At 40.7% G+C, this 13,393-nt stretch carries 9 protein-coding genes; 5 read left to right on the top strand and 4 right to left on the bottom strand.

Translation table 11 applies throughout. The annotated features are described in order from the left end of the window. Nucleotides 1-260: 260 nt before the first annotated feature. The 3 genes from AC0KTX_RS01920 to AC0KTX_RS01930 all read right to left on the bottom strand — a co-directional run bounded on the left by AC0KTX_RS01920 (nucleotide 261) and on the right by AC0KTX_RS01930 (nucleotide 5,111). The gene (locus AC0KTX_RS01920) at nucleotides 261-2,912 is read right to left on the bottom strand and encodes a DUF2309 domain-containing protein (RefSeq protein WP_474250542.1); all 2,652 of its coding nucleotides are present in this window, start codon (nucleotides 2,910-2,912) and stop codon (nucleotides 261-263) included. Continuing rightward, nucleotides 2,905-4,404, bottom strand: a complete 1,500-nt coding sequence (locus AC0KTX_RS01925) for an NADH dehydrogenase subunit 5 (RefSeq protein ID WP_474250615.1) — start codon at nucleotides 4,402-4,404, stop codon at nucleotides 2,905-2,907. Before AC0KTX_RS01925 ends, AC0KTX_RS01920 begins: the two co-directional genes overlap by 8 nt. 338 nt (nucleotides 4,405-4,742) lie before the next feature. Beyond that, nucleotides 4,743-5,111 (bottom strand): Na-translocating system protein MpsC family protein, encoded by a 369-nt coding sequence (locus tag AC0KTX_RS01930; RefSeq protein WP_474250543.1) that lies wholly within the window; start codon nucleotides 5,109-5,111, stop codon nucleotides 4,743-4,745. Nucleotides 5,112-5,914: 803 nt separating this feature from the next. Here AC0KTX_RS01930 and AC0KTX_RS01935 point away from each other — a divergent pair. Next, entirely contained in the window at nucleotides 5,915-7,267 is a 1,353-nt protein-coding gene (locus AC0KTX_RS01935) for an aspartate kinase (protein ID WP_474250544.1), read from the top strand. A 412-nt stretch (nucleotides 7,268-7,679) separates the two neighbouring features. Here the strand turns inward: AC0KTX_RS01935 and AC0KTX_RS01940 are convergent, their stop codons facing one another. Continuing rightward, complete coding sequence (locus AC0KTX_RS01940) at nucleotides 7,680-8,705, bottom strand: DctP family TRAP transporter solute-binding subunit (RefSeq protein ID WP_474250545.1); 1,026 nt, start codon at nucleotides 8,703-8,705, stop codon at nucleotides 7,680-7,682. A gap of 256 nt (nucleotides 8,706-8,961) precedes the next feature. On the opposite strand from AC0KTX_RS01940, the gene AC0KTX_RS01945 reads away from it, so the two are divergent. From AC0KTX_RS01945 to AC0KTX_RS01960, 4 genes are all read left to right on the top strand, one after another. After that, a complete protein-coding gene (locus AC0KTX_RS01945; protein WP_474250546.1) occupies nucleotides 8,962-9,492 on the top strand; it encodes a TRAP transporter small permease in 531 nt (176 codons plus the stop codon). Further along, nucleotides 9,489-10,757, top strand: a complete 1,269-nt coding sequence (locus AC0KTX_RS01950; protein WP_474250547.1) for a TRAP transporter large permease — start codon at nucleotides 9,489-9,491, stop codon at nucleotides 10,755-10,757. Before AC0KTX_RS01945 ends, AC0KTX_RS01950 begins: the two co-directional genes overlap by 4 nt. A 41-nt stretch (nucleotides 10,758-10,798) precedes the next feature. Beyond that, nucleotides 10,799-11,665 carry an HpcH/HpaI aldolase/citrate lyase family protein gene (locus AC0KTX_RS01955; RefSeq protein ID WP_474250548.1) on the top strand — a complete coding sequence of 289 codons (867 nt, stop codon included), beginning with the start codon at nucleotides 10,799-10,801 and terminating at the stop codon, nucleotides 11,663-11,665. A gap of 285 nt (nucleotides 11,666-11,950) precedes the next feature. Then, a complete protein-coding gene (locus tag AC0KTX_RS01960; RefSeq protein WP_474250549.1) occupies nucleotides 11,951-13,309 on the top strand; it encodes an MmgE/PrpD family protein in 1,359 nt (452 codons plus the stop codon). Nucleotides 13,310-13,393: the final 84 nt, after the last annotated feature.

Consider the following 13,393-nt stretch of genomic DNA (forward strand, 5'->3'; position numbering starts at 1 on the left):
TAACATTTACAAAAAAGAATGGAGAGTAGACGGCTTCCTCTTACATAGTGATCACGGGTTCATCAAGTCAATATAACTGCAAAATGAACCCAAGATTGTTTTAGAAAAATATAGAAAACTTCTCCGGAGAATTTAAGGAAGAGTGTTCCAATCTGTACTTTTTTCGATCATGGTTCCTGTACGACAAATATGTCCACTTGACAACCATCAACGGTTTAATACTGCTTCAATCGCTTTTTATTCTTGCTACTCCACAAGGGTCACTTCAAATTGGGTTCGGTATAAAACTCGTCATGAATCCTATCAAACTTCCATTTCAGCCAAGCCCCTGTTTCAGGTTCAATAGAAGAAAGACGGAGCCATCCGTTTTTCACTTTTTGACGGAAAAAGGGATTGTCCCGGAGCAGCCGCTCGATATAGAAGCGCGGCGCTTCAATGATCAAGAGCAAACGAAGGGGGGAATGGAACAGCTCCCCGTCGGAAGAAGCAACCGACTGCCACGGAAGACCGGAAAGCAAGTCGCTCCCATTCCCTTGCATCACCCCGAATCCACCTGTAACCGTCTGCGTCGTTTTGCTGCCGCTTCCGTAATAATGCGGTGCAACGGTTGATGCGTAATATTGCAAATTGATCCATTGCCCGACCGTAGCAGGACCGGAGATGATATTTTCAAGTGCTTCGCCGGATTGGTCTTTTCGCCAGTCATAGCTGTGTAAAAACACTTTTCCGTCTAAATGGCAATGTTTTGTAAGCGTCCTGCGGCCGATAATAAAGGCTGCGTTTCCAGCCAATCCCCATTCAGGACGGATTTCGCTCCAATCGACGGAACGGCGGCTCGCCTCAGTCACCGGATTTTTCGACTTGCCGGTGCGAGGGAGATTCGCCAGCCGTTCGGCGTTTGCTTTCCGTTTCACTTCTTCTAGCTTTCCTTTTAGTAAACGGAGTGACTGCTCTGCCCTTTTCGATAAGGTTGGCAAATCGAGTAAGTAGAGTTCGTCGACCGTTGTGATATGTTCCGCTGCCACAAATACGGTTTCATCTGGAATGAGGATCCCTTCCTTCACCAGTCCTTCTCTTACTTCCTGCAAGTTACATAGGCTTGCAAACACGCGGGCATTAAAAGCTCCGGCTGTTCCGCCGCACGCCCCGCAATCAAGGGAGGAGGCATACGGGTTATTCGTTGTCATACTTTCATGACCGCAGACAACGACAAGGGGGGCAAAAGACGATGTTAACCCGATATTTGATAACAATTGTTTTACGTACTGAACTTGTTCTTCTGTTGTAAACCCGATGGGCAAACCGGATGGTGAAGAAGATTTTTCATAATGCAATGACAAGTTTGTTGGCGGCTTCCGTTCAGCTGTTTTTTCAGCTTGCTGGAGAAAATGGCCCGACCATCTAGGGGCAATGCTTCGTGCAATCGTATGCAAACCAAGCCATGGGCCGCTCATCTCCGGAAGCAATAAATTCGCTAATGCATGTTTTTTCATTTTTTTAAAAGTGTCCCCGATGAACTGATATACATTGAGCCGGCGACGGAATTTTGAAACATCATCTCGTGCAGATTCGTAAATTTCATGCTGCGGCTCAATGATCACAGGACAAGAAGGATGGGTATGGTCACTGTCAAGTTCACGTGTTAGAATCGGCAAGCCGAAAAATCCTGCGCAGCCGTACGTTTCAAATGGACCGGCTTCCTCTAAATGACGGCGAAAGGGCTCGGAACGGACATCAATGCAAAAAAGAAGCTGGACGGCGGCCTGCTCTTTTTGTCCAGTGTATGGACGGGATGCAATTTTTTCTTGCAGTCGGGATTCGTACGTCTCTTCCCACGCCTCGAGCCAAAGGTGATAACGATTGATCCGCCAAAACCGGTCGGCAAACAATAAACAGGATGTCATTTCATCTTTCGACAATTGCCTCCACTCATCCACAGATATTCCTCCCCAATGGATCCATGCGGCCAAAAGGGGAAGTAAACTTGAAACGTCAGCCTTTTTCTCCTGTTCCAGCGGCAAGTAAGGGGAGACAAATGCCCATTCTAACGAAAGACGAATGGCCAAATAATCAACTAACAGTTGGAGGCCTTCTCCACTTTGCTGAGAACGCCACTTTAACATGCCGGCCCATCCCGGCAATGCAAGAAGATGAGATTCTAAATAGTCTTTCGCCTTTTCATCGTCTATATCAAGCAGCGACAGTGAAAACAACAGTGCTGTTTCCGCATCTTCCGGCCAGTCAGCAAGGCGTTTTCGCTCATTTTTTGAAAGAGCCGGATCGTTTTGGATAAGTTTCTGCCAAGCAGGATAAAATCCCTGTTCCCGGAAGGGCATTGCCCATGCTGCCTGATTTTCATCCAAATACAGTTTGCACCATTTGATCATTTGTTGATCAAGCCGTTCGTCTAGCTTTTTCATGCGGGCGCTAATCGGTTTCACCACCGCTGCATTTGTGGAACCGATCCACTCGGCTATTTCCTCCGCCAGCTCGTTCAGTTCTGATGAATCTAACCATTCATGTGGTACGGTTTCGTTCCACAAAAGGGCACGGCACAACTGTTCCGCTTTGTGGCGATGAACGGGTAGAGACTGCTTGGAAAGCCAGTTCTCCAGCTGTTTTTCAACGAAGGAGGAATCGATTTCGCCTCTAGAGAGAGCTTTTCGTACAACCGGCATTGTCGGATACAGGTGAACATGCTGGGATTGTTGGAAATGCTCGGCTACTTCGGTAAACGGCATATGTTCAAGTTTCATCCACGGATGCCGTGCAATGAACGTTGAAATCGGCCAAAGGGGAGCAATTGCATCGCATGCCTGTTCGACGAGCTGAAGAATAGAGCGGGACACATCTTTCTTATTTCGTTTACTTTGCTCTTCAGGACGTTCAAGTGAAATCACTGTTTTACTCATGGGTTATCTCCTCCTTCATATATGCATGCAAATAAAGGGGATGCCGTTCAACTGCAGGCAGACTAGGCTCACTAAAATGGACAAGCCGCATATAAATTCGGGCAGCAACACCGGAAGAACGGTGTTTAAAGAACTGTGTTAACGCCAATGAGAAAACAATAAACAGAATGAATGCAAACCATTCAAGGGCAAGCGGAGGCGCAAAGTGAGAAGCCTCTGCTTTATGGAGCATTGCCATTAGTCCGCTGCGCACTTCTTCTGAAATAAATGCCAGAATCGCTGCAAGTGCCAATCCAAGCCATCGACCTTCTCTGAAAAGCGCAAATCTGCTCCATGCAATCGTCATGGACGAACCAAGAAGCAAAGCGCTCAATAGGCGCGCCGGCTCTTCCGGCGAAACGGACCAGAAGCCGAATCCAAGTGCCAAGCCAAGCATCGTACCGACAAACCTATGCCCTTTTTTGTGCACCAATGTTTGTGCCGAATGTCCCGGACGGGGAACAGCCGATCCGGACTGTAAAAATAAAGTCGCTTTAAATAAGCCGTGCAAAATAAGATGAATGACTGCCGCCTCGTAAGCGCCTAATGCACATTGAATAAGCATCATACCCATTTGTGCCATCGTTGAGGCAACCAGTTGCCGTTTATAATCCACTTGAACGAAACTGACGCCGGTACCGATCATGACAGAAATAAACGCTGTGAGAAGAAGGAGAGCGTGTGTGACTCCATCCGTAAACAACGGTGAGAAATGCCAAAGCAAAAGTCCTCCGGCATTGACAAGACCGGCGTGCATCACAGCCGAAACTGGCGTCGGCGTTACCGCAGATTCAAGCAGCCAACGGTGGAAAGGCCACTGCCCGGCAGGAATGATGGCCGCCAAAATAAGCAGCAAGCTGATTCCTGCTGTCTCCCACCATTCAAGATGAGCCAACTTATCCGTTGATAAAACGGCCGATAACTTCCACCCCCCAGTTGCATGAAACAACCAGACAGACACTGCACATACCGCAAGGCAAGAAATGAAAAACATCGTTCCCATTTGCACCGCTTCAACTTTTGCCGGCCGCCATTCTTTTTTTAAAGCCGTCAAAAAGACAAGACCGAAAAGAGGCATCGCCCAACAAATGCTAAACAGGCGTAGATCATCAGTCATCCAAGTGCTGGCGGCAGAACCGGTTGTCCATGTCAAGAATAGAAAATATAGCCGATAGACCCGATCCCCATGCAAATATCGAATGGAAAACCGCTGGATGATAAAGCCGAGTGTTGAAATATAGACCGCCATCATCCAGCTAGTCGTGTCGAGCCGCCATGGTCCGGTTTTTATTTCCGCGCCAGAATAAATCCACCCGAAGAATGCCGAAGCAACCGGCAAAAGAAGCAGGCCGACGTGAACATGCACATACCAGTCGGGCACACGAGGATGCAGATAAATCAATGCGCTTATGAGCACGATCATCAATGCTGCCAGCCATCCGAAAACCAACATTTCTTGCAAATCAGGTTCCTCCTCTTGAAAGAAAAAAACCGGCTATGTCATTCTAAGCAAAACAGCCTTTTTCAAGAAAATGACTGCCTTTTGCCTAAAAATGACAATAGCCGGTTTACCTAAAGCCAACTTCTATTGGCTTAGATCTCCCGTTTCAGTTTTCCTATTGTCGGTTTACCTTCAACGAACCTACTAATAGATTCCGTAGGTTTTTTGAAGGTCTGCCGACTTTGGCAATTCTCTCAAATTTTTTTCAAAAAAAGTTGTTTTCATTATACATCATCGTTTTCAACATTGCACGTATTTTTTTAGAGATTTATAGAAAAATGCGTTTTCGTTTATTTAAGGAGTTTCTTTTCCAAATTTTGAAACAATTTAAACACCATAATTCGCTCTCCTGTTTGAGTACTAAGGTCCGTATGGAAACTTTTTACTTGTTCTTCTGTAATTTGAAAAATCATTTTTTTCAGTTCATCAACCCCGGATTCGACTAAACTGGAGCGGATTTGTTTTACAGACAACATCCCTTCTTTAGACTCGCAGAGGGCATATTCAGCAGGGGTTAGAATACCTTGCAGCGATACAATAATCATATCCCGCAAAATATCCGTTTTGACTGATACGGATCCGCGACCAAGAAAATCTTTTTCCCATTTTGTTAATGCTTTGCTGATTTCAGCCTCCATACTGCCTTTCGATTGATTCATGATGTTTCACCTCTCTAACAGGTACATGACAAGGAATGAAAGTTCGATAATTACAAAGCACCTGATATGATTCGTATTCCCTTCTTTGATCAAATCAATAATCATTATTATAATCATTATCGGCTTTGGCTGCTAGAAAAAAATCATTCTTTGTTTGAATTAATCAATTTGAAATGGGAGTCCATCGTTAAATTCCGAATTGAAAAGAAGTGTAAAGCATATGGAAATGGATGACGATTTCGGAAGCTCCAGTCGTGACATTTGAAAAAATTCCTAAATCTCATCACTTACTTTATGAGATTTCCAAGGCTTAAAAGGGGCGTGCGTCCCCAGTTGTCAAAATAAGCTGTTGCCATTATAAAATCATTATGCGACAACATCCGAGATTTATATGATTTATAACCTAAACCAATCCACCGTTTTGGGCAATTTCTCAACCTTTGACACTGATGTTGCCGCTAAAAAAATTATCGGAAAATGTTCCAACTGAACAAAGCAAAAGCGGCGAGTTTTATCTTTGAGCGTTAGAAACATCAAACGTATTCCAACCATAATAGGTCAAGTAGATTGAAACAAGATCCATTATTCTTCTTGAAGACTTGATTCTTTTTTAAGTCATAGAAGAAGGGTTGTCAATAAGAAACGAACTGTTGACGCTGCTCATGAAGAACCAAGAGTTTAGAGGTAATGCACATTTCGACACTGAAAAAACTATTGCAACAATCAGCATGAAAAGGGATAATAAGATTTATATGGAATTTTATAAAATATTGTTAAATTTATTGGTAGGGGTTGTAGTGAATATGAAAGTTGTAAAATTTGGTGGAACTTCAGTAGCTTCTGGCCGGCAGATTGAAAAAGTGTTTCATATCGTCGCTCAAGACCCTGAACGAAAGATTGTTGTCGTATCTGCGCCGGGAAAAAGATATAAAGAGGACGTGAAAGTAACCGACTTATTGATTAAGTGCGGTGAAGATTATTTAAAGAACGGCGATGGAAAAGAATCATTTTTTGCCGTTGTCGAACGATATAAAGAAATTGCCAATGATTTGAGCCTTTCAGCAGACATTGTCGATAAAATTTCCTCTGATTTGTTGGAAATATTGCACGGCGACCGCTCCAACCCGGATCGGTTTATGGATGCTGTTAAATCGAGCGGCGAAGATAATAATGCAAAGCTTATTACGGCATATTTTCAGTCGAAAGGCGTTGAAGCTCATTATGTTAATCCGAAGGAAGCAGGGCTGATTGTAAGCGATGAGCCCGGCAACGCGCAAGTTCTTCCGGAAACATATGATAATTTGAAAAAGCTTCGCGACCGCTCCGGCATTTTAATCGTCCCGGGATTTTTCGGCTATTCGAAAAATGGGGAAATTGTCACTTTTTCCCGCGGCGGTTCCGATATCACTGGTTCGATTTTGGCAAACGGAGTGGGAGCTGATGTTTACGAAAACTTCACGGATGTTGACGCCGTTTATGCCGTGAATCCGAATTATGTGGAAAATCCAAAAGAAATTCGCGAGCTCACCTATAAAGAAATGCGCGAATTGTCTTATGCAGGTTTTGCAGTTTTCCATGATGAAGCATTAATTCCTGCTTTTCGTGCGGGAATCCCTGTAAACATTAAAAATACGAATAATCCGCAAGCTCCCGGCACCAAAATTGTCCATGAACGGTCGCATACAAACGGCCCGGTTGTCGGTATTGCAAGTGATACCGGTTTTTGCAGCATTTATGTCAACAAATACTTAATGAACAGAGAGATCGGCTTTGGCAGAAGGTTATTGCAAATTTTGGAAGACTTTGGACTATCTTATGAGCATACCCCTTCTGGAATTGATGACATTTCCGTCATTTTGCGTCAGGATCAGTTTGATTCGGAAACAGAACGAAAAGTTGTAGAGCGGATCAAAAAAGAATTGGATGTCGATAATGTGCAAGTAGCTTATGATTTAGCGGTGATCATGATTGTTGGCGAAGGAATGCGGCAAAATGTCGGGACAATGGCTCGCGCAGCAACGGCACTCGCTAAAAACGGCGTGAACATCGAAATGATCAACCAAGGATCGTCTGAAGTGAGTATGATGTTCGGTGTGAAAGGAAAGGATGAGAAAAAAGCCGTTCAAGCGCTATATGACGAATTTTTCCGAAAATAAAAAATTATGTAATACGTTTTTCCATTTCAAGCCTGCAGACAACATTCATCTGCAGGCTCTTTTTTTGTTCATCTAACACTATTTGCATGGTAGTTGAAAAACAATCAAACGATTTTAAGATGTCCTTGGGAAAAAGTTATTCGGATAATATCCCTGCCGGTTCAACAAAAAAGAAGGAACCATTTTGTCCTTCAATTAGGATGGAAATTTGGAAATGAGGTTAAGTCCTGAACTGGAACCACATTTTCTGGACAACGGAAAGCGGTTAAGTTTAAATTGACAATCGACAAATTGCGCCTATTGCTGGAGTCTCGTTGGACGCAACCGAAACAAAAAAGTGTGTGGCTGGCCATCCAAAGGATAGATTCTTCAGTGAACGGTAAATCGTTCGTTTCATATAATATGCACGATGTCATGAATTCAAAGCAGCTTCAATAAATTCTTCACCAACCACATCTTTGAATTCATCGTAAATTGGCTTCAGCTTTGCTTTAAATGCTTCGATTTCTTCATCAGTAAGTTCAATGATTTCAGTGTTTCCGCGTTCCTTAATTTTATTAAATGATTCTTCGTTAAGTTTGGTAGCAGAAACACGGGCTTTTTCGGTACCTACTTTAATACCGTTTTCGATGATTTTTTTAGTCTCTTCATTTAATCCTTTCCAAAATTTTGTATTTGTCATCAATAAGTAGTCGACCCGTGTATGACCCATAACAGTTACATATTTTTGAACTTCATCGAACTTTTTTGATTCGATATTACTGAAAGTATTTTCCTGCCCGTCAACCGTTTTTTGTTGCAGAGCCGTGTAAAGTTCTCCGAATGGTATGGAAGTTACGCCAACACCCAGCGTTTCATAAAGTTTCTCAAGGACTTTTCCGCCTTGGGAACGGATTTTTAACCCTTTTAAATCTTCAGGTTTTTCAATGGGTCTTACATTATTTGTGATATGTTTGGCACCGTTTGGCCACATTTTCAAACCGATTGCACCTTCATCTTCAAGCCGTTTCATAATTTCTTGACCCTTTTCCCCATCCCAGAATTTGATAGCAGCCTGATCATCTTTAAATAAAAATGGCATTGCAACAATGTTAAATGCGGGGTCATTTGCAACAAGTTTTGTCATATCCGGAATGATAAATTGCACATTGTTTGCTACAAGGTTTTGAAACTCATCTTTATCCCCAAAAAGTTGGCTGTTCGGAAAAACTTGAACTTTAATTTTTCCATCAGAGTTTGTTTCAATATATTCTTTCATTGCCATTGCACCTTGATGTTTCGGAGTGTTTTCTGCAACGACATGCGATATTTTAATTGTCATCTCTTGAATGCCGTCTGAATCGGAACCGTTGCTTTGTTGTTGGCCGCATGCAGACAGTAAAAATGCAAACAATAGGGTAAATGAAAGGAGAAAAAACTTTTGCATGGCGTTTTTCATCTTATAAAACCTCCTTAAAATTATCAACATCATTATTTCCGGGAAGCGCTTTCTAAAAACATTATGGAATATTGAATATTGGATTCAATATTCAAATGAATTATAACAAATTAATTTATTGTTGTGAATATACAAAATAATTAAAAAATTCAAAAAAATTGTTCAATTATTGCATGAATTATAGTATATTATATAAAAAAGGATAATGTATTTTGGATCCAAAAATTAAAAATACTTTCGCAAGGGGGAAACCGTTTTGTTAAAAATTCTTGAAAAAGCGGAAGAGTGGATTTCGGGTATTTTGTTTGTGATCGGTGTAGCGATCAGTATTTATGGGGTGTTTATGCGTTACATTTTAAATGCTCCTACATCATGGGTAAATGAAATTTTTGAAATGGTGATGGTTTGGTCAATATTTATCGGGTTTGCCATTGCTTTGCGACATAACCACCATATTGCAGTTGACCTATTATATGATAAGTTGCCATACCGAATAAAAAAAATATTGTGCATGATTGGAAATCTGCTTGGAGCTTTGTATAGTATTTATCTTGCTTTTACTGGGTTTCAAATGACAGCGCTTTCAAAACAACAAGATTTAGTAACGATTGATGTAGGAATGCCAGTTTGGATTACGTACGCAGTTATGCCGGTGGGAATGGCTCTTCTCTCTCTTTATTTCATTGTGAAAATGTATCGCGCAATTATTGGTGACGAAGAAGAGATCATCGGCGCAGCCAGCAAAAGTGAATTCCTTGAAAAATATACTGAGGAGGTTCATAAATGAGTCCAGTTTTTGTCCTCTTTCTTACATTTGCGTTGTTTTGTTTAATAAGGATACCTATTGCTATTAGTCTAGGGCTCTCCAGTTTAATTGCTCTCAAAATGATTGATTTTACATTATACACCGTTGTGCAAAAAATATTTACGTCACTAAACTCGGCCACATTAATGTCAATTCCGGGATTTGTATTTGCGGGCATCATAATGTCAAAAGGTGGTATTTCCAAATATTTGATTGAAGCGTTGAAATCTTGGGTAGGTCATATTCGCGGGGGGCTTGCTATTGTCACTATTTTGGCCTGCACCTTGTTTGCGGCCATCTCAGGATCAAGTCCTGCTACAGCTGCAGCAATCGGCAGTATTATGATCCCGGGTATGGTGAATGCTGGATATAGCAAAAAATATGCGATGGGACTTGTTGCGGCATCTGGGACATTAGGAATTTTAATACCTCCTTCCATACCGCTCATTATTTATGGAAGCGTTTCTGAAGAATCAGTGGGAAAACTCTTTACTGCTGGGATATTACCTGGTTTGCTGCTTTGTGGTGTTTTAGTTGTTTCAGCAATCATTCATGCAAGAAAGAATAACTATGGGATGCTTCCAAAAGAAAGCTTTTCGGAGCGCATAAAAAAAACAAAAAAAGCATTTTGGGGAATTTTGCTTCCGGTTATTATTCTCGGAGGAATATATATAGGGATTGTTACACCGACAGAAGCGGCGTTTGTGGCTTGTTTGTACGGCATTATTGTATCTATTTTCATTTATAAAGAAATGAATTTTTCCCAGTTTAAAGCAGTTGTGATCGAGTCAATTAATATTACTTCGATGATTTTTCTAATAATTTCCTCTGCATTTGTTTTCGGGATGTTTTTAACAACGGAGCAAGTACCTCAAAACTTGGCTGCTTGGATTGAAGAACACGCAAGTAATAAATGGCTATTCCTAATCGGTGTTAATATCATGTTTTTCATTTTAGGAATGTTTCTTGAATCTATTGCCATTATTTTGATTACGCTCCCAATTTTATTGCCAGTACTAGCTTTGTTTGATATAAACATTATTCATTTCGCAATTATTATGACTATCAACATGGAGTTGGCGATGATCACGCCTCCGGTAGGATTAAATTTGTTTGTTGTGAGTGGTATAGCAAAAGAAAAAGTTGAAGCAGTTATCAAGGGAGTTTTGCCTTTCTACCTGTTAATCATTTTCACATTGGTGATTGTAATAGTTTTCCCGCAAATTTCATTGCTTCTTGTTGAATAAATACGCCATCTAAAAAAATGATTTTTGAAAGGAGTTTTTTTGTGATACGATCATATTTATTTGTTCCCGGATCCAAAACAAATGTATTAGAAAAAGCAATTCATTCAAATGCGGATTGCGTCATTGTTGATTTAGAGGATGCGGTTGAGTACAGCCAAAAAGATCAAGCTAGAGAAGTAATTTTGGATTTTTTTAGAAATAGAAATGTAGATAAACCATTTATCATTCGCGTAAATGGCCATTCGACCCCATTTTGGAAAAAGGATATTGAAACTGCTGTATTGATAAACGCTGACGGAATTATGCTTCCAAAACCGGAGTTGGGAAATGTTGTCGAAACGGTTTGTAACAATGTGACACAATTGTTAAAAAAATATAATAAGGACAATTTTGAAGTTATTCCTCTTATTGAATCAGCGAAAGGCGTTCAGAATGCTTACGAAATAGCAAAATCTCATCGACTTGTTTCCCGCTTGGCTTTTGGTTCCATTGATTTTTCGCTGGATGTTGGTTGTGAATTGACAAGACAAGGATTGGAACTTTTATATGCCCGCTCAAAAATAGTAATTGCTTCCAGGTGTGCAGAAATTCAAAGTCCGATTGATTCGGTATATTCAGATCTCAATGATGAAGAAGGTTTAAGAAACGAAGCGAAACTTTCAAAACAAATCGGATTTAAATCGAAATTAGTTATTCATCCAAAACAAGTAGAAACTGTCAATGAAGTTTTTTCCCCTGCGGAAGCGGACATTGAAAATGCCCGGGAAATAGTGAAGGCGTTTGAAGAGGCCGAAAAAAAAGGGATTGCATCTATCTCCATCAGAAATAAAATGGTTGATTATCCTGTATATAAAAAAGCGAAGGAATTGCTATCCATGAAGAAAAACTTAGAAAAAAGAAAGACATAACGATTTAAATGAAGTCCTGAACTTTGTGTAAAAAGGAAGCAGTTTTATTTTTCGGGAATTTAGGTTCGCTGGGCCGGGAGTAAGATTTTATCCAATATTGAGAACTTGGCCACGATTTGCACGATTTTCCTATAAAATCATTGTGTTTCTAATGGTAATTAGAACATTTTAGGGGCATTTAAATTAAAGGATGAGTGGTGCTGTCATCATTTGATGAACGCGATAGGTTGTCATTTAGATCAAAACATTTTTCTGTAAAAACAATTGTGGGAGGAGGAAGGAGACATGACAATTTCCAAAAAATTGGCTCAATACATTATTCAAACAAACTATGAGGATATACCGAAAGATGTAAGAGAATTCACGAAAATATGCATTTTGGATTGGATTGGTTCAGCGTATGCAGGAAGAAAAACGCAACCGATTCAAATAATAAAAGAACTTGTGGAAGAGCAGGGCGGATCACCACAAGCAACATTAATTACAGGAGGAAGTTCATCTGTATTAAATGCAGCTCTATTAAATGGCGCTTCAAGTCATGTTGTAGAACTTGATGATATTCACAAATCTTCCATTATACATGCTGCGACAGTAGTTATTCCGGCTGCGCTTGCAGTTGCAGAGTGGAAGAACAAATCCGGAAAAGATTTAATTGCTGCCGTAACTATTGGGTATGAAGTATGTTATCGCATTGGCGAAGCAGTTTCTCCATCACATTATTATTATTGGCATAACACAGCAACATGCGGAACGTTTGGAGCAGCGGCAGCAGCGGCGAAACTTCTTGAATTAAATGAAGAACAAATCATACATGCTCTTGGATCTGCTGGCACACAAGCCGCAGGATTGTGGGAATTTATTGAGGACTCAGCTATGAGCAAGCAGCTTCACCCCGGAAAAGCCGCAATGAACGGGGTTATGTCGACGCTGCTATCTAAAAAAGGATTTTCAGCTGCGAGGAAGATTTTAGAGGGAAAGCGCGGATTTTTCGAAGCGATGTCAGAAAACTATCAACTAGATAAGGTTACAAACAAGCTTGGCGAAGTATTTAAAATTAAGGAAAATTCATTTAAAATTCATGCTTCCTGTCGCCATACACATTCAGCAATGGATTTGGCTATTGAGCTTGCCAACGATCACGATATTAGAGTAGAAGATGTTGAAAAAGTGAATGTTCAAACTTATCAAGTTGCCCTGAATATCACGAATAATCCAAATCCTATGACAGTATATGGCGCAAAATTCAGCCTCCAGTTTTGTACAGCGCTTGCACTTGTAAAACGGCGAGGCGCTTTAGACGATTTTAATGAAAAAATGCTTCATAATACAGTTATACGAGACTTGATGGATAAGATAAATGTAGGGGTCGATCCAGAAATAGAAGAAAGATATCCAATCGAATGGGGATCAAATGTACAAATCAAATTAACAAATGGAAAGGTCATTACAAAGAAAACCCGTTACCCTAAAGGAGATCCGGAAAATCCAGCATCATTGGAGGAAATGATCGGTAAGTTTAAACAGCTGACAAAAAATTTACCGCCGAAACAGGTTGATTCGATAGTAGAAAAAGTTATGAAGCTGGAAAATATCACGCATTGCAAGAATCTGCTGAAAGGAACTGGGGAATGGGCACATCATTAAAAAGGTGTTCAGGTTTTAAAGGGAATTCATTTCATATGATAATTCACACGTCCGCTGTATGAGTTTTATTTCAAACAACTGCTT

It is taken from the genome of Aeribacillus sp. JST-2 (assembly GCF_056032925.1).